This window comes from Nocardia sp. NPDC003183 (assembly GCF_053590715.1).
In genome coordinates, this window is the sequence record NZ_JBSFTG010000018.1 from 80,229 (window position 1) to 97,449 (window position 17,221).

General features: G+C 67.5%; 14 protein-coding genes. 3 read left to right on the plus strand and 11 right to left on the minus strand.

What is annotated here, in order from left to right; translation table 11 throughout:
* Positions 1 to 146: 146 nt before the first annotated feature.
* Positions 147 to 617, plus strand: a complete 471-nt coding sequence (locus ACWDXS_RS31740) for a VOC family protein (RefSeq protein WP_378992624.1) — start codon at positions 147 to 149, stop codon at positions 615 to 617.
* Positions 618 to 673: 56 nt separating this feature from the next.
* On the opposite strand, the gene ACWDXS_RS31745 is transcribed toward ACWDXS_RS31740, so the two are convergent.
* On the minus strand, positions 674 to 1,096 hold the full coding sequence (locus tag ACWDXS_RS31745; RefSeq protein ID WP_378992626.1) for a QcrA and Rieske domain-containing protein: 423 nt from the start codon (positions 1,094 to 1,096) through the stop codon (positions 674 to 676).
* A gap of 223 nt (positions 1,097 to 1,319) precedes the next feature.
* Between ACWDXS_RS31745 and ACWDXS_RS31750 the strand changes: the two genes are divergently transcribed.
* Positions 1,320 to 2,303: an NAD(P)-dependent alcohol dehydrogenase gene (locus tag ACWDXS_RS31750; protein WP_449971409.1), complete on the plus strand. Its 984-nt coding sequence runs from the start codon at positions 1,320 to 1,322 to the stop codon at positions 2,301 to 2,303.
* Between the two features lie 2 nt (positions 2,304 to 2,305).
* On the opposite strand, the gene ACWDXS_RS31755 is transcribed toward ACWDXS_RS31750, so the two are convergent.
* From ACWDXS_RS31755 to ACWDXS_RS31790, 8 genes are all read right to left on the minus strand, one after another.
* Positions 2,306 to 2,926, minus strand: a complete 621-nt coding sequence (locus ACWDXS_RS31755) for an LON peptidase substrate-binding domain-containing protein (protein WP_378992630.1) — start codon at positions 2,924 to 2,926, stop codon at positions 2,306 to 2,308.
* Positions 2,927 to 3,088: 162 nt separating this feature from the next.
* The gene (gene acs / locus ACWDXS_RS31760; RefSeq protein ID WP_449971413.1) at positions 3,089 to 4,993 is read right to left on the minus strand and encodes an acetate--CoA ligase; all 1,905 of its coding nucleotides are present in this window, start codon (positions 4,991 to 4,993) and stop codon (positions 3,089 to 3,091) included.
* A gap of 77 nt (positions 4,994 to 5,070) precedes the next feature.
* Positions 5,071 to 6,708, minus strand: a complete 1,638-nt coding sequence (locus tag ACWDXS_RS31765; RefSeq protein WP_449971416.1) for a solute symporter family protein — start codon at positions 6,706 to 6,708, stop codon at positions 5,071 to 5,073.
* Entirely contained in the window at positions 6,705 to 7,061 is a 357-nt protein-coding gene (locus ACWDXS_RS31770) for a DUF485 domain-containing protein (RefSeq protein WP_379312527.1), read from the minus strand. The genes ACWDXS_RS31765 and ACWDXS_RS31770 overlap by 4 nt, the downstream gene beginning before the upstream one ends.
* A 152-nt stretch (positions 7,062 to 7,213) precedes the next feature.
* On the minus strand, positions 7,214 to 8,968 hold the full coding sequence (locus ACWDXS_RS31775; RefSeq protein ID WP_378992636.1) for a sodium/solute symporter: 1,755 nt from the start codon (positions 8,966 to 8,968) through the stop codon (positions 7,214 to 7,216).
* A gap of 86 nt (positions 8,969 to 9,054) precedes the next feature.
* A complete protein-coding gene (locus tag ACWDXS_RS31780) occupies positions 9,055 to 9,420 on the minus strand; it encodes a hypothetical protein (RefSeq protein WP_378992638.1) in 366 nt (121 codons plus the stop codon).
* Positions 9,417 to 10,214 carry a LytR/AlgR family response regulator transcription factor gene (locus ACWDXS_RS31785; RefSeq protein ID WP_378992641.1) on the minus strand — a complete coding sequence of 266 codons (798 nt, stop codon included), beginning with the start codon at positions 10,212 to 10,214 and terminating at the stop codon, positions 9,417 to 9,419. Before ACWDXS_RS31785 ends, ACWDXS_RS31780 begins: the two co-directional genes overlap by 4 nt.
* A gap of 61 nt (positions 10,215 to 10,275) precedes the next feature.
* Entirely contained in the window at positions 10,276 to 11,454 is a 1,179-nt protein-coding gene (locus ACWDXS_RS31790) for a sensor histidine kinase (protein ID WP_378992643.1), read from the minus strand.
* A 201-nt stretch (positions 11,455 to 11,655) separates the two neighbouring features.
* Between ACWDXS_RS31790 and dnaE the strand changes: the two genes are divergently transcribed.
* Positions 11,656 to 15,219, plus strand: coding sequence for a DNA polymerase III subunit alpha (dnaE, locus tag ACWDXS_RS31795; RefSeq protein WP_449971421.1), 3,564 nt, complete (start codon positions 11,656 to 11,658; stop codon positions 15,217 to 15,219).
* 56 nt (positions 15,220 to 15,275) lie between these two features.
* On the opposite strand, the gene ACWDXS_RS31800 is transcribed toward dnaE, so the two are convergent.
* Positions 15,276 to 16,472 (minus strand): Cmx/CmrA family chloramphenicol efflux MFS transporter, encoded by a 1,197-nt coding sequence (locus tag ACWDXS_RS31800; protein WP_449971425.1) that lies wholly within the window; start codon positions 16,470 to 16,472, stop codon positions 15,276 to 15,278.
* Between the two features lie 83 nt (positions 16,473 to 16,555).
* Positions 16,556 to 17,128, minus strand: coding sequence for a TetR/AcrR family transcriptional regulator (locus ACWDXS_RS31805; protein WP_449971428.1), 573 nt, complete (start codon positions 17,126 to 17,128; stop codon positions 16,556 to 16,558).
* Positions 17,129 to 17,221 lie beyond the last annotated feature (93 nt).

Consider the following 17,221-nt stretch of genomic DNA (forward strand, 5'->3'; position numbering starts at 1 on the left):
ACCTGAGACAAGTTCTACAGGAGTAAAACGAGTTCTACTAGTCCTGATCTCATCGGACGGCCGAAACGGCGAGGCCCTTTTCCCGATCAGGCGAGGGGAATACGCTGGTGGTCGTCCGAGCATCACTCTCGACACGGAGGTATCCGATGTCTGATGTTTCCCCTTTTCCCGAGGGTTATCCGCGGATCTGTCCCGGCCTGGCGTGCGTGGGAGCGGCCGCCGCGATCGACTTCTACACCGCGGTCTTCGGCGCCACTGTGCGCATGAAAATGGACGGCCCCGGTGGCACCATCGTCCACAGTGAACTGCTCGTCGGCGATTCGGTGCTGATGGTGGGCGATCCGGTCCCCGAGATCGGCTTCAACGACCCGAAGGCCGTCGGCGGTTCGCCGGTGAACCTGATGGTCTACGTCGCCGACGCCGACGCTGCCTTCGGCGCGGCCCTCGACGCGGGCGCTACCGCCATCACTCCCATGACCGACCAGTTCTACGGCGACCGCAGCGGCGCCTTCGAGGACCCGTGGGGACACCGCTGGACCGTGGCCACCCACATCGAAGACGTCTCGGCGGAAGAAATGGAACGGCGTATGTCCGAAATGATGGACGCCGCCGGCTGAGCTGAACGGCACGCCCGCACCGTCGGCGAGGACCGCAGTGCGGGCGTGCCGCGCGTCTAAGCGGGAACGATCGAGTCTCCCTCGACGCGAACAGGTTTGGCGGGCAGCGGCTCGGTCGCGGGACCGCCGCGCACCGCGCCGTCGAGCTCGAATCGGCTGCCGTGGCAGGGGCAGTTGATCGTGCCTCTGGCCACCGTGGCGACCTTGCATCCAGCGTGCGTGCAGGTCGACGACAGCCCGATGAAATTACCCGCGGTCGGCTGGGTGACGACGGTGTCACCGACGATCACCCCACCGCCTACCGGAACATCCGCCGCTTTGGTCAGCGCACCCGCCGGCGCCCCCGGTTCGGGTGACGCGGCGGCCGCCGACTCGGTGTTGTCGTCGGCACTGCACGCGGTCATCGTCGCCGCGGCGGCCAAGACGCCGACACCCACCACGACGGTGCGGCGGTTCAGCGAGAAATCGTTGATGGTCATCGGTCGTTCTCCGCTTCAGTTGGTGCGGCCGCCGGTCCGTGGCCCCATGCCCACCGGCTCCTTCCCTGTCAACGGCCCACACCCCCTCGCGGTTCGACCGATTCCTCGAGATTTCGAAGCGTTCGGTGCCACGCGGGCAATTCCGCACCTGGCGTGAAATCTCCGGAGACATCGGGGAATTCCCTGATGTGGGTGGGCGGGTCGGGCGCCTAGCGTTCTCGGTGTGAGGGCGATCGTGCAGCAGGTATACGGGTCATCGGCGATGTTGGCGACGGCGGAGATCGGGCGGCCGTCGGCGGGGGTGGGGGAGGTGCTGGTGCGCGTTCGCGCCGCGTCGGTGAATGCGCGGGATTGGCATGTGATGCGGGGCGATCCGAAGATCGCGCGGTGGATGGACCGGTCGGTCTTCGGCCGACGGGGGCCGGCGAATCCGGTGCCGGGCGGTGATTTCGCGGGGACGGTCGAGGAGATGGGGGACGGTGTCACGGAGCTGGCGGTAGGCGACGAAGTCTTCGGGGAGGCGGTCAGCGGTGCGTTCGCGGAATACGTCGCGGTGCCGCGGGGGTTGCTCGATCGGAAACCGGCGAACCTGAGTTTCGAGGAATCGGCGGCGGTGCCGTTGGCCGCCAACACCGCCCTGACCTGCCTGCGTCACGTCGGCGAGGGCGAGCGGGTGCTGATCATCGGCGCGTCCGGTGGCGTCGGCACCTTCGCGGTTCAGATCGCCCGAGCACGGGGTGCGCGAGTCAGCGCGGTGTGCAGCACCCGCAATGTCGAGGCGGCGCGCAGACTCGGCGCCGAACACGTCGTCGACTACACCCGCGACACTCTGACCGGCCGCTACGACACTGTCCTCGACCTGGCCGGAACGCGGACGCTGCGGGAACTGCTCCGCCTGGTCGAACCCACCGGCACGCTCGTCCTGTCCGGTGGCGGCAACTTCGACGGCGGCAGCTGGTTCGGCCCGGTCGGCCTGCTCGCGCGCGGTCAGCTGGCTCGACCGTTCGTGAAACCGGCCGTCCGTGCTCCGCTGGCGGAGCAGACGCCGGAGTCGCTGACCGAGCTTCGCGAACTGATCGAGTCGGGCCTGCTCCGCCCGGCCATCGACCGGACCTATCCGCTGGCGGATACGCCGGCCGCCATCGAGTACATGGAGACCGAACACGCCCGCGCGAAGATCGTGATCACCATCGCGCCGGCGGGCTGACGTCACAGCAGACGGAACTCCATCATCGCGATCGCGTCGTCGACGGAGGTGGACAGGGCCTCGAGCCGGCTGTGCGCGTTCGGGGCGGACAGGGCCGACTGACGGTCGGTCGGTCCGATCGGCAGGCGAGCCGCGAGCTCGTAGGAGCGAGTGGTTGGATCATCGGACAGATCGTTCAGCGAGGCCGACGGCGGCGGACGGCGGATGCCGTTGCGTCGCGCGAACTGGGCCGTGAGGGTGTGCAGGCGGTCCGCGCGTTCACGCAAACCCGCCAGCAACGCGCTGTCGTCGAGGCCGGGGTCGTCCGGCCAGGTCTCGGCTTCCGCCTGGGGATACGGCGCGTCGACGAGCCATTTCTCGATGCGAATGCGGTCGGTTCCTTTGCAGCGCAGCCGGTATCGCGAGCCGGGCAGTTCGATGACCTCGGTGATCCGGGCGACGGTGCCCACTTCCGTGCGTACCTCACCGCCGCCCACCTCGTGCCCGCGCGCGATCAGCACGACACCGAATTCCGGCTCCCGCCGACCGTCCATGCAGTCCTCGATCAGCGCTACGTACCGCGGCTCGAAGATCTGCAACGACAACGACTCACCGGGTAGCAGCACCGCTCCCAGCGGGAACATAGGTATCTCCACCGTCCCAGCATGCCCGGTGCCGCGCGGACTACGTCCATCCGGCGCGCTCACGCTGTGTCCTTTCGGCAGGTTCGGGTCCGGTCCACGGTGACAGGGGCCGGCCGATGCTTCCCGCGCCACCGACCGGTGGCGCGGGCTGTTGTCCTGCCGTCACGCGGTGGCGATCGACTCGAACACCGTCGGATCGACCAGTGTCGAGGTGTCGCCGAGCTCGCGTCCCTCGGCGACATCGCGCAGCAGCCTGCGCATGATCTTGCCGCTGCGGGTCTTGGGCAGTTCCGGCACGATGTGGATTTCGCGTGGCCGCGCGATCGGGCTGATCTCGAGCGACACCGCCGCCTTCAGCTCCGACACGAGCCCGTCGGCCGTGGCCGCCGATCCCGTGAGGATGACGAAGGCGACGATTCCCTGCCCAGTGGTCTCGTCGGACGCACCGACCACCGCGGCCTCGGCGACGGCCGGGTGCCCGACGAGCGCGGATTCCACCTCGGCGGTGGAGATGCGGTGACCGGACACATTCATCACGTCGTCGACGCGCCCCAGGATCCACAGATCACCGTCGGCATCGAGCTTGGCACCGTCCCCGGCGAAATACCAGCCTTCGGAAGCGAAACGCTGCCAATAGGTTTCGCGGTAGCGGTCCATGTCGTTCCAGATGCCGCGCAGCATCGACGGCCACGGCTGATCCAGGACGAGCAGACCGGACCCGTCGGGACCCACCGGTGTGCCCTCGTCGTCGACGACTTTCGCGGAGATCCCCGGCAGCGGGCCCATCGCGGCGCCGGGCTTGGTGTCGGTGACGCCGGGCAGCGGCGCGATCATGATGGCGCCGGTCTCGGTCTGCCACCAGGTGTCGACGATAGGAGTCTCGTTGGCGCCGAAGACTTCCCGGTACCAGCGCCAGGCTTCGGGGTTGATCGGTTCGCCGACGGAGCCCAGCAGTCGCAGCGTGCTCAGATCGTGCGCGTCGGCGATGTCGCGGCCCCACTTCATGAACGTGCGGATCAATGTCGGCGCGGTGTAATAGATCGTGACGCCGTACTTCTCGATGATCTCGAAATGACGATTCTCGTCAGGGAAGTTCGGAGTGCCCTCGTACACGATTTGCGTCGCGCGGTTGGCGAGGGGACCGTAGACGATGTAGCTGTGCCCGGTGACCCAGCCGATGTCGGCGGTGCACCAGTAGACGTCCTGTCCCGCTTTGTGGTCGAAGACGTTGTGGTGGGTGTAGGCGGTTTGGGTGAGGTAGCCGCCGGTGGTGTGCAGGATGCCCTTGGGTTTTCCGGTGGTGCCGGAGGTGTAGAGGATGAACAGCGGGTGTTCGGCGGGGAAGGGCTGTGCCTCGTGGGAAGGTGAAGCGACAGCGACGGTTTCGTCCCACCACAGATCGCGCACCTCGGTCCACGGCACGTCGAGGCCGACCCGGCGCACCACCAGCACATGCTCGACGCTCGACGGATCCGAACCCAGCGCCTCGTCGACGGCGTACTTCAGCGCGGCGGGCTTGCCGCGACGCCACTGCCCGTCGGTGGTCACGATCAACCTGGCCTCGGCGTCGTCGACCCGCTGGCGCAGTGCCGTGGGGGAGAACCCGGCGAACACCACCGAGTGTGTGAGACCGAGCCGTGCGCATGCCAGCATCGTCACGATCGCTTCGGGCACCATCGGCATGTAGATCGCGACGCGATCGCCCGCCTCGAGTCCCAACGCGGTGAAAGTGTTCGCGGCCCTGCACACCTCATCGAGCAACTCCGCGTAGGTGATCGCGCGGGAGTCGCCGGGTTCGCCCTCCCAGTGGATGGCGACCTGGTCGCCGTGGCGGTCGATGACGTGGCGGTCGAGGCAGTTGTAGGCGACGTTGAGCTCGCCGTCGCCGAACCAGCGCGCGACCGGCGCGTCGGTCCAGTCGAGTACCTCGGTGAAGGGCTTGTGCCAGTGCAGCCGGTTGGCCTGCTCGGCCCAGAAACCGTCGCGGTCGGTGCGCGCCCGCTCGTACAGCGCGGCATCGGCATTGGCCTGCGCGACGAACTCCGGGGCGGGCGGGTAACTGGTCACAAGAATCTCTCCTTCGAAAAGCATGGGGGTACAACCCGTGCCGGTGGGGCGAACCACCGGCACGGGCAGGGTTGGCGTCAGTGCGCGATCGCCTTCTCCGCACCGACGCCGGTCAGGGACCGGACTTCCATCTCCGCGGCCTTGGCCTGGTCGACCTGCTCACCGCGGCCACCCAGGTAGGTGCCGAGGATGCCGAGCACGAAGGCCAGCGGAATGGACACGATGCCCGGGTTGGACAGCGGGAACCAGTCGAAATCCGCGCCCTTGATCATCGCGGTCTTGTTGCCCGACACCGCGGGCGAGAACACGATGAGCACGATGGTCGAGATCAGGCCGCCGTACATCGACCACAGCGCACCGGTGGTGTTGAAGCGCTTCCAGAACAGCGAGTACAGGATCGTCGGCAGGTTCGCCGCCGCCGCCACCGCGAACGCCAGCGCCACCAGGAACGCGATGTTCTGGCCGTTGGCGAGGATGCCGAGACCGATCGCGAGGACACCGATCACCACCGCGGTGATCCGCGAGACCCGCACCTGCTTGACCTCGTCGACGTTGCCCTTCTTGAGCACGCTGGCGTAGATGTCGTGGGCGAACGAGGCCGACGCGGTGATGGTGAGACCGGCCACGACCGCGAGGATCGTCGCGAACGCGACCGCCGAGATCACCCCGAGCAGGATCACCCCGCCGAGTTCGAACGCCAGCAGCGGCGCCGCCGAGTTCTGGCCACCCGCCGCGGCGAGGATCCTGTCCGGGCCCACGATGGCCGCCGCGCCGTAACCGAGCACCAGGGTGAACAGGTAGAAGGCGCCGATCAGGCCGATCGCCCACACCACCGAGCGCCGAGCCTCTTTCGCGGTCGGGACCGTGTAGAAGCGCATCAGCACGTGCGGCAGACCCGCGGTGCCGAGTACCAGGGCCAGGCCCAGCGACAGGAAGTTCAGCTTCGACATCTCGCTGCCGCCGTATTGCGCGCCGGGCGCGAGCACGTCGCGGGCGGCGACCGCCTTGCTGGTGGACTCGCTCACCGATTCCTGTGCGGCACCGAGGATGTCGGAGAAGTTGAAGCCGAACTTCGCCAGCACCATCACCGTCATCAGCGCGGCGCCCGCGATCAGCAGCACCGCCTTGATGATCTGCACCCAGGTGGTGCCCTTCATGCCACCGACCAGCACATACACGATCATCAGCACACCGACGGCCGCGATGACGATGGATTGCCCGGTGCGGCTGGAGATATCGAGCAGCAGCGCCACCAGGCCGCCGGCGCCCGCCATCTGCGCGAGCAGATAGAACAGCGAGACGGTGAGGGTGGTCAGCGCGGCCGCGGTGCGCACCGGGCCTTCCTTCAGCCGGAAGCTGAGGACGTCGGCCATGGTGAATTTGCCGGTGTTGCGCAGCATTTCGGCCACCAGCAGCAGCGCGACGAGCCAGGCGACGAGGAACCCGATCGAATACAGGAACCCGTCGTAGCCGTAGACGGCGATCGCGCCCGCGATGCCGAGGAAGCTCGCGGCCGACAGGTAGTCACCGGCGATGGCGATGCCGTTCTGCGGACCGGAGAAGCCGCGTCCGCCGGTGAAATAGTCGGCGGCACTGGCGTTGTTGCGGCTGGCCCGGATCACCACCACCATGGTGACCGCGACGAACAGCAGGAAAATGGCGATGTTGGCGATGGGATTGCCCACCGTCGACGACGCGGCAAGGGTGACGCTCATGATGCCTGGCCCCCTTCGAGTTCTTCGCGGATGGCCGCGGCGCGCGGATCCAGTTCACGGTTGGCGAAACGGACGTAGAGCCCGGTGATCAGGAACGTGGAGACGAACTGCCCGAGTCCGAGCAGCAGACCCACGTTGATGTTGCCGAAAACCTTCTGGGCCATGAAGTCGTGCGCGTACGCGCCGAGCAGCACATAGCTCAGGTACCACACCAGGAACAGCGCGGTCATCGGGAAGATGAAGCGGCGCAGCCGGTTTCGCAGATCTTGGAACTGCGGACTCGCTTGTACCGCGAGCCATTCGTCGGCACTCGGCGTGCGCGGATCTGGCGCCTCGGTGTCGGTTTGGGTCATGCCGGTCGTCCTAGCGTGAAGGGGGGTCGTGCGTGGAGATGACGGTAGGTCCCCGGACGCGGGCGCATGAGGGTGTGGCGTGGGTCACTCGGTGAAGGTGGCCGCCCGTGCGGTGAGCGGTCGGTGTGGTGCGACGAACGGTCGGTGCGAGATCACCGATGAGTGGCGGTTTCGGGGTCGCGATCGGCACTCATCCCGAGCCGTTCGGGGGCGTGCATGCGCAGGAACACCCCCGCCACCGCCCGGGGATCCTGACCCGTGGTGGCGAGGCTCACCAGGATGGTCACCGCGAAGGCCAGCGGAACACTGACCGCGCCCGGATAGTCGACGATCGCGGCCGGCCAGCCGTTCGCCAGGTCGGGGGAGACGCCACCGAGCACCGCCAGCACGGTCGCTCCGCCCGCGGTGACCCCGCCGGTGAGCATGCCCGCGGCCGCGCCGGTCGCGGTGAGTCCGCGCCACCAGATGCCGAGCACGAGCAGCGGGCACAGCGTCGACGCGGCCACCGAGAAGGCCAGGGCGACAGTGCGCGACAGATCCAGGGACGCCACGGTGACCGCGAGCGTCAGCGGGACCAGGCCCGCGACCAGGGCGGCGAGGCGGAAGTCCCGGATCCGGCCGCGCAGCACGTCGGTACTGAGCACTCCCGCCAAGCTGACCAGCAGCCCCGACGAGGTGGACAGGAATGCCGCGATCGCCCCGGCCGCCGCCAGCGCGGCCAGCAGCTGTCCGCCGAGTCCACCGAGCACTGCACCGGGCAGCAGCACGACGGCCGCGTCGGAGGCGCCGGTGATCAGCAGTTGGGGCACGTAGAGGCGGGCGAAGACGCCGAGCAGGATCGGGAACAGGTAGAAGACGCCGACCAGCCCGATCACCGTCAGCGCGGTCCGGCGCGCGGACGGGCCGTCGCGATTGGTGTAGAAGCGGACGAGCACGTGGGGTAATCCCATGGTGCCGAGGAAGGTCGCCACGATCAGCGAGAACACCTGGTACTGCGGGTGTTCCCCGCCGAATCCGCCGCCGGGCGCCACCCAGCCGGCGCCGTCGGCCGGTGCGCCGGCCACCACCGGAACGGCCGAGCCCGGCGCGAGGATCAGTTCGGTGCCTTCGTCGAGGGTGTGGTTGCCCGGTGTCAGCACGACCGGGCCCGCGGTGGGGTGTCCGTCAAGTGTTCCGGTGATCGTCACCTGCTGCGAAACGTCGAGGTGCACGACGACATCGGTCGAGATGTCGACGGTGGTGCGCTCGTCGACCGTGGGTGGCACCGGGGTGGCGACCGGTCGTTCGTCGGCGAGGAAATGCATTCCGAGCACCAATGCGGGTACCGCCACCGCGGTCAATTTCAGCCAATACTGGAATGCCTGCACCAGGGTCACCGACCGCATGCCGCCGCCGATCACATTCGCCGACACGATCGCGCCCACCGCGACCGCCCCCACCCAGGCGGGTACGCCGAGCAGAATGTGCAGCGTCAATCCGGCTCCTTGGAACTGCGGAATCAGATACACCGCGCAGACCAGCACCACGAGACCGGCGGCCATGCGCCGCAACCGAATAGATCCCAACCGGAATTCGGCGAAGTCCGGCACGGTGTACGCACCGGATCGGCGCAGCGGGGCGGCCACGAACATCAGCAGGCCCAGATAGCCCGCGGTGAAACCCACCGGATACCACAGGGCGTCCGCACCGTATTTGGCGATCAGTCCGGCGACGCCGAGAAAGGAAGCGGCGGAAAGATATTCACCGGAGACCGCTGCGGCGTTCCATCGCGAACCCACCGTGCGTGACGCGACCAGGAAATCCGAAGTCGTGCGGGACAGGCGCACTCCATAAAACCCGATGCCGACAGTGGCAAGCGCCGCCAGCAGCAGTGCGGCGACCGTGAGCGCCGGATTGTCGGGGCTCATGAGCTCGGCCCGCCCGACGGTGCCGGTTTCGATCCGCGGGCGCGGTCAGGCCCATACGGCGCTGTCGACAGCTCGTACGGCATGTGTCAGTCCCCGGCCAGTTCCAGGAAATCGTCTTCGTTGCGCTGGGCGAGGCGAACGTACGACCACCCCACCGCGTACAGCGCCGGGAACGCGAGCACGCCGAGAATCAGCCAGGGCAGCCGGATGCCGGCCACTGTCGCCTCGGCGATCGCGTCGACGCGCAACAGCACCGGCAGCGCGCCGAACCCGACCGCCACCATCAGTCCCAGGCGCAATGCCAGGCCCAGCTGCGCCCGGATCAGCCCACCGATCAGCGCCGTGCCGAGGTCGGTCTGCTCGACCATCTCCGTGCGCGTGCGCACCTGGCGCGCACCCCGCCGCTGCGCCAGCACCACGCGTTCCCGCGGCGGTCGCTGCGGACCCGTCACCGCTGTGACCAGTTCTGCCGAGGTCCGTGCACCAGCCGCTGCTTGAGTTCGCGCACCTGGCGACGACTCACCGGCAATTCCACCGCGCCCGCCGCCCCTTCGGCCCGCAGACACACCACCGTCGCGTTGCCCGCGCTCCGCAGCCCGGTCACCAACCGCAAGGCCACCAGATAGGACCGATGCACCCGCAGAAATCCGGCATCCTCCCACCGTGATTCCAGCGCCGACAGCGGAATTCGCACCAAATGCGACCCGCTGCCGGTGTGCAACCGTGCGTAATCCCCATCCGCTTCGACCCACGCCACATCAGCCCGGTTCACCAAGGTGGTCACCCCGCCGAGCTCCACCGGAATCACCTCGCTCGGATGCGCGGACTGCGCCACGACCGTCGCGGGCACCGAAATACGCCCCGCCAGAATCCGTCGCACCGCCTCACCCAATCGAGCACCTCGCAGGGGCTTCAACAGGTAATCCACGGCCCCCAGATCGAAGGCTGCCACCGCGTGATCATCATGGGCGGTCACGAACACCACCGCGGGCGGCTCAGCGAATTCCGACAGGATTCCCGCCAATTCCATCCCCGTGAGCCCCGGCATATCGATATCGAGAAATACCGCGTCGATCGGATGTGCCCGCAACAACCGCAAAGCCCCGGTCGCTTCACCGGCCCGATAGATCTCACCGACTCCCGCCTGCGTGCTCAGCAGATACACGAGCTCGTCCAGCGCCGGTTTCTCATCATCGACGGCGAGCACCCGCAGAGCGGTCGAGGGTTCATCGGTGTTCCAAGTCACAACCCATCCATCGTAACCGGCAGGGTCGGCGGCGGTGCCGAACGCCGCCATGAGACCGGGATCAGGCCCGAATACCGGCGCGAAACTTCGGGACCCGCATGCTGACTTTCGTGCCTGCGCCGGGGGCGGTTTCCACGACCAGGCCGTAGTCGTTGCCGAAAGCGGCGCGGAGGCGGTCGTCGACGTTGGCCAGGCCCACGTGGGCCGCCTCGCCGGTGCGGGCGGGGCCGGAGCCGGTGTCGACGGCGTCGAGTGCGCCGGAGCGCAACAGGTCCGGGTCCATGCCGATGCCGTCGTCTTCGACACTGATCAGGCAGTCGGTGCCGGCGTCGGTGGCGACGATGCTCAGCTGGCCGCCTCGGCCGCCGCCGGCGAGGCCGTGCCGGACCGCGTTCTCGACGAGTGGCTGCAAGGCGAGGAAGGGCAGCACGACACCGAGAACTTCTGGTGCGATGCGCAGCCGCACGTCGAGCGCGTCGCCGAAGCGGGCCTGTTCCAATGCCAGATATCGCTCGATGTTGCGTAGTTCGTCGGCGAGCACGGTGAATTCGCCTGCGGCGCGGAAGGAATAGCGGGTGAAGTCGGCGAATTCGAGGATCAGTTCGCGAGCCCGATCCGGGTCGGTGCGGACGAACGAGGCGATCGTGTTGAGCGCGTTGTAGATGAAATGCGGGCTGATCTGGGCTCGCAGCGCCCGCAATTCCGCCCGGTCGACCCGCGCCCTCGACGCGTCGAGCTCGGCGAGTTCCAGCTGTCCACACGCGTAGCGCGCCACCTCCGCGACCGCCCCGAGCATGCCGGGCCCCGGCTTCCCGGTCGTCACCATGCCGAGCGCCCCGACCGCCGCCCCCGTGTCGATCGGCAACGGTTGCGCGATCAACGTGTGCTCGTCACCGGTGACCAGCACGGGCCGCTCATCGGCGACGGCGCGGCGCGCCGCCTCGGCGAACGAGGCGAACATCCCGGTCTGCGGACCGTCCCACGCCAGCAGCGTCCCCTCGGCATCGGCCACACCCAGCGCCTCGGCACCCGCGAGCGCCCGCAGGTGTGGCGCCGCTTCACTCGCGGACTCCTCGGTCAGCCCGCGCCGCAACGGCACGGCGGCCAGCGACGCGGTGTGCAGTGCTTGGTGGACGGCCCGCTGGGCGGGTGTGGTGACGACCCGCTGGGTTCGCCGCCAGACCAGCAACGCCACGACCAGCAGGGCGAGGGCCGCGGCGGCCACGATGAAGGGGGTCATCGAGTCGGCCGATCGGTGTGCACCGATCGATTATGTCGGGGCGAGCGCCGGAATCGGATCAGGCCGCCTTCTTCGCGAGATCGAGGGCCCGTCGGTGACGTTCACCACGACACGCCGCCCCTCGCCCAGGCGCGGTTCGTGGCGTGCCGAATCTGTCGGACCCCCGTGCATAGAATGCCAAGGCCAACCCCCGCCGACTCTATGGGAGGAAGGACCGTCTTGGCTCCGTCCGGATCGTTCGTTCACCTGCACAACCACACCGAGTACTCGATGCTCGATGGAGCGGCGAAGATCTCGCCGCTGTTCGCGGAGGCGGATCGGTTGGGCATGACCGCGGTCGGCATGACCGACCACGGCAACATGTACGGCGCCTCGGAGTTCTACAACTCGGCCAAGAAGGCGGGCATCAAGCCGATCATCGGCATCGAGGCCTACATCGCACCGGGCTCGCGCTTCGACACCAAGCGGGTGAAGTGGGGCGATCCGGGTCAGAAGGGCGACGACGTCTCGGGCTCGGGTGCCTACACCCACATGACGATGGTCGCCGAGAACGCGACCGGCCTGCGCAACCTGTTCAAGCTGTCCTCGCTCGCCTCGATCGAGGGCCAGCTCGGCAAGTGGGCGCGCATGGACGAGGAGATCATCGCCCAGCATGCCGAGGGCATCATCGCGACCACCGGCTGTCCGTCGGGTGAAGTACAGACCCGCCTGCGTCTGGGCCACGACCGCGAAGCGCTCGAAGCCGCCGCGAAGTGGCAGGAGATCTTCGGCGCCGACAACTTCTTCCTCGAGGTGATGGACCACGGTCTGTCCATCGAGCGCCGGGTCCGCGAGGGCCTGATCGACATCAGCAAGCAGCTCGGCATCCCGCCGATCGCCACCAACGACTGCCACTACGTCACCAAGGACCAGTCGGTCAACCACGAAGCGCTGCTGTGCATTCAGACCGGCAAGACGCTGTCGGACCCGACCCGTTTCAAGTTCGATGGTGACGGCTACTACCTCAAGTCCGCCGCGGAGATGCGCGCGATCTGGGATGCCGAGGTCCCCGGCGCGTGCGACAACACCGAGCTCATCGGTGAGCGGGTGCAGTCCTACGACGACGTGTGGGCTCACCGCGACCGGATGCCGATCTTCCCGGTGCCCGAAGGCCACGACCAGGCCAGCTGGTTGCGCAAGGAAGTCCTCGACGGTCTCGATCGCCGCTTCCCGGACGGTCCCTCGCGCGAATACCTCGACCGTGCCGACTTCGAACTCAAAGTCATCTGCGAGATGGGTTTCCCGGCCTACTTCCTCGTCGTCGGTGACCTGATCAAGCACGCGCTCGAGGTCGGTATCCGGGTCGGTCCCGGTCGTGGTTCGGCCGCCGGTTCGCTGGTCGCCTACGCGATGGGTATCACCAATATCGACCCCATCCCGCACGGTCTGCTGTTCGAGCGATTCCTCAATCCCGAGCGCGTGTCGATGCCCGATATCGATATCGACTTCGATGATCGCCGCCGCGGTGAGATGGTCCGCTACGCCACCGAGAAGTGGGGCAGCGACCGCGTAGCCCAGGTGATCACCTTCGGCACCATCAAGACCAAGGCCGCGATCAAGGACTCCGCGCGAGTCCTGTTCGGCCAGCCCGGTTTCGCCATCGCCGACCAGATCTCCAAGGCGCTGCCGCCGCCGATCATGGCCAAGGACATCTCGGTCTCCGGCATCACCGATCCCGACCATGAGCGGTACAAGGAAGCTGCCGAGGTCCGCGAACTGATCGGCTCCAATCCCGACATCGCCAAGATCTACGAGACCGCGAAAGGCCTGGAAGGTCTGATCCGCAACGCGGGTGTGCACGCCTGCGCGGTCATCATGTCCTCGGAGCCGCTCACCGACGCGATCCCGGTGTGGAAGCGCGCCCAGGACGGCGCGATCATCACCGGCTGGGACTACCCGTCGTGCGAGGCCATCGGCCTGCTGAAGATGGACTTCCTCGGCCTGCGCAACCTCACCGTCATCGGTGACGCCCTGGAGAACATCAAGGCCAACCGCGGCATCGATCTCGACATGGACAACCTGCCGCTCGACGACCCGGCCACCTACGAACTGCTCGCCCGCGGCGACACCCTCGGCGTGTTCCAGCTCGACGGCAGCGCCATGCGCGACCTGCTGCGCCGCATGCAACCCACCGGCTTCGGCGATATCGTCGCCGTCCTCGCGCTGTACCGCCCCGGCCCGATGGGCATGAACGCCCACAACGACTACGCCGACCGCAAGAACAACCGGCAAGAAGTCAAACCGATCCACCCCGAACTCGAAGAGCCACTGCAAGAGATCCTGGCCGACACCTTCGGCCTGATCGTCTATCAGGAACAGATCATGCAGATCGCGCAGAAGGTGGCCGGGTACTCGCTCGGCCAAGCCGATATCCTGCGCCGCGCCATGGGTAAGAAGAAGCTGTCCGTCCTGGAAGAGGCTTACGCCGGCTTCCGTGACGGCATGCTGGCCAACGACTTCTCCGAGCCCGCCATCAAGGCGCTGTGGGACACGATTCTCCCGTTCGCCGGGTACGCGTTCAACAAATCGCACGCCGCCGGCTACGGCCTCGTCTCCTTCTGGACGGCCTACCTCAAGGCCAACTACCCGGCCGAGTACATGGCCGGTCTGCTCACCTCCGTCGGTGACGACAAGGACAAGGCCGCCATCTACCTGTCGGATTGCCGCAAGATGGGTATCACGGTGCTGCCGCCCGATGTCAACGAATCGGAGCTGAACTTCGCCTCCGTCGGCACCGATATCCGGTTCGGTCTCGGCGCGGTCCGCAACGTCGGCACCAACGTGGTCGGCTCGATCATCACCGCGCGCAAGGAGAAGTCGAAGTTCACCGACTTCTCCGACTACCTGAACAAGATCGACGCGATCGCCTGCTCCAAGAAGGTCACCGAATCCCTCATCAAGGCAGGCGGATTCGACTCCCTCGGGCATCCGCGCAAGGGCCTGCTGTTGATCCACTCCGACGCGATCGACGCGGTGATGTCGACCAAGAAGGCCGAGGCGATCGGCCAGTTCGACCTGTTCGGCGGCCTCGGCGACGGCGACGAATCGATGGCGTCGGTGTTCAATGTCAAAGTCCCCGAGGACGAATGGGAGACCAAGCACAAGCTCGCCCTCGAACGGGAGATGCTGGGACTCTACGTGTCCGGCCACCCGCTCAACGGCGTCGAGCACGTGCTGGCAGCGCAGGTCGACACCCCCATCCCGGCGATCCTGGAAGGCGACGTCAAGGACGGCGCGCAGGTGACCATCGGCGGCATCCTCGCCTCGGTGAACCGCCGGATCAACAAGAACGGGTTGGCCTGGGCCTCGGCCCAATTGGAAGACCTCACCGGTGGCGTGGAGGTGCTGTTCTTCCCGCAGTCGTACTCGGTGTACGGCATGGATGTGGTCGAAGACGCCGTGGTGCTGGTGAAGGCCCGCGTCTCGGTGCGTGACGACCGCATCTCCCTGATCGCCAACGACCTCGTCGTTCCCGACCTCTCGGCCATCGGCGTGGCCAAGCCGGTGGCGGTGGTGATGACGACCCGGATGTGCACGCCCGACAAGCTCGGTGAGCTGAAGAAGGTCCTCACCCGGCACCAGGGCACCTCGGATGTCTTCATCCGCCATGTCGGCGCCCGGGAGAAGACCACCATGCTCAAACTCGACGACGCCTGGCGAGTGTCTCCCTCCTCCGCGTTGATGGGGGACCTGAAAGCGCTACTCGGCCCGGGCTGCCTGGGCTGAGCCCGAGACGTCGAAACCACCCGTATCTGTCGCGGGTGGTTTCGACGTCTCATGACCTACGGGTGGGTGAGCGCTGGTAGTCGAGGCTCGGAAGTGCCGGCGGCCGTGCGGGGTTCACGTTCCAGCCGATGGGACAGCCCGACGGTGGCGAGCATGGCCAGACCGAGTCCGGCGCCGATCCAGCCGACCGAAGCGAAGCCGAGCCCCGCGCCGATGGCCAGTCCGCCCAGCCATGGACCGACGGTGATTCCGACATTGAACGCCGAGTAGTTGGTCGCCGCGGCCAGTGTCGGGGCGCCGTCGGCCAGCGTGAAAACGCGGGTGTTCAGGGCCGGGTTCGTGGCGAAACCGACAGCGCCGAGCAACAAGACGAGCACGATTGTCGGCGCCGGGAAGCGCGCGGTGACAGCGATCGCGGCCGCGATCACCGTCATCCCCGCGGCGCCCACGTACAGCGTGCGGAACGGGTGCGCGTCGGCGAATCGACCGCCGATCGTGATACCGATCAACCCGCCGACGCCGTACAGACCCAGCACCGCCGGGACCCACGCCGCCGAGATGCCGGTGGTGTCGGCCAGCATCGCGCCGAGGTAGGCGAAGGTGACGAACGCCGAACCCGTCGACAGCGCGGTGGCGCCGTAGGACACCCACAGCCGCACATTCGCCATCACCCGCAATTCGCCCCGCAAGTCCGCGACCCTGGCGGGTCGACCGCCGGGAATCTTCGTGAACACACCGATCATCGTCAGTGCGGACAGCCCGGCGACCGACCAGAAGGCCGCGCGCCAGCCCAGATGGTGGCCGATGACGGTGCCCGCGGGCACCCCGATGATCGTGGCGATGGTGAGTCCACCCGCGACGATGCTCATCGCCCGTCCGCGTAACTGCGGGGCCACCAGGCTCACCGCGGTCGCCGCCGCCAGCGCCCAGAACCCCGCGTAGACGAAGGCGCTCACCACCCGGGTCGCGAAGATCACCGAGTAGTCGTCGCTCAGCGCGCCGACGACGTGCGCCGCGACGAAGATCGCGAGGAAGGCCAGCAGTGCGTCACGGCGTGGCCAGCGCAGCGTCACCACGGCCAGCAGTGGCGCGCCGACCAGCATGCCGAGCGCGAAGGCCGAGATGAGCAGTCCCGCACGGGGAATGGAGACTCCCAGGTCGGCGGCCAGGTCGGGGAGGAGTCCGGCCAGCATCAGCTCGGAGGTGCCCTGGGCGAAGATGGACAGGCCCAGGATGTAGACAGCGGTCGGCATGACAACCTCTCGTACGTCGAACTATTTTGGATCAATCAGTTCAAAATCAAGCCATGATGAAAGGCGATGGGGGCCGGTGGATCTCAGAGGCAGCGCATCGCGGTCTCGGCGATCGCGGTCAGGGTGGCGTGATCCGCTCCGCCGCGCGCCGCGACGCGCATGCCGCTGATGGTGGCGGTCAGGAACTGGGCGATGGCGCGTGCATCCCGATCGGCGGCGAATTCGCCTGCGCGCTGACCACTTTCGACAGTCGCCGTGAGTGCGTCGAGACGGCGCTCGCCATCGGCATCCAGGAGCGCGCGCGCAGCGGCATCGTGGGGGGCGAGTTCGACGATCGAGTTCACCACGAGGCAGCCCGACGGTTCGGTTTCGGACGCCTCGGCGGTCCGGCGCAGGATGTCGGCGATCCGCTCCCTGGCCGGTGCGTCGCTGTCGAGGATGTCGAAGAGGGGGGCGTTCTGGGTGGTCATGTAGTGGCGCAGAGCTCGATCGAACAGATCGCGCTTGCTGGTGAAGGTGTTGTAGATGCTGCTGCGGCCCAAGCCTGTCGCGGCGCAGAGGTCCTGGGTGGAGGTCGCCTCGTAACCGGCGGACCAGAACGCCCGCATCGCGGCGTCCACGGCGCGGTGCTCGTCGAATTCTTTGGGTCTGGCCATGCCGACGACCGTAACACATTTTGAATAGATCAGTCCAAAACCGAACTGTCCGCGGACACAGCCCCTCGGTGACTCCCCTGTGGTGGGTCGTGA

Coding starts and splice junctions, on each gene's coding strand:
- ACWDXS_RS31740 (WP_378992624.1), top strand. CDS start 147: ATGTCTGATGTTTCCCCTTTTCCCGAGGGTTATCCGCGGATCTGTCCC.
- ACWDXS_RS31745 (WP_378992626.1), bottom strand. CDS start 1,096: ATGACCATCAACGATTTCTCGCTGAACCGCCGCACCGTCGTGGTGGGT.
- ACWDXS_RS31755 (WP_378992630.1), bottom strand. CDS start 2,926: ATGTTCCCGCTGGGAGCGGTGCTGCTACCCGGTGAGTCGTTGTCGTTG.
- ACWDXS_RS31765 (WP_449971416.1), bottom strand. CDS start 6,708: ATGAGCGTCACCCTTGCCGCGTCGTCGACGGTGGGCAATCCCATCGCC.
- ACWDXS_RS31770 (WP_379312527.1), bottom strand. CDS start 7,061: ATGACCCAAACCGACACCGAGGCGCCAGATCCGCGCACGCCGAGTGCC.
- ACWDXS_RS31775 (WP_378992636.1), bottom strand. CDS start 8,968: ATGAGCCCCGACAATCCGGCGCTCACGGTCGCCGCACTGCTGCTGGCG.
- ACWDXS_RS31790 (WP_378992643.1), bottom strand. CDS start 11,454: ATGACCCCCTTCATCGTGGCCGCCGCGGCCCTCGCCCTGCTGGTCGTG.
- dnaE (WP_449971421.1), top strand. CDS start 11,656: ATGGGAGGAAGGACCGTCTTGGCTCCGTCCGGATCGTTCGTTCACCTG.
- ACWDXS_RS31800 (WP_449971425.1), bottom strand. CDS start 16,472: ATGCCGACCGCTGTCTACATCCTGGGCCTGTCCATCTTCGCCCAGGGC.
- ACWDXS_RS31805 (WP_449971428.1), bottom strand. CDS start 17,128: ATGGCCAGACCCAAAGAATTCGACGAGCACCGCGCCGTGGACGCCGCG.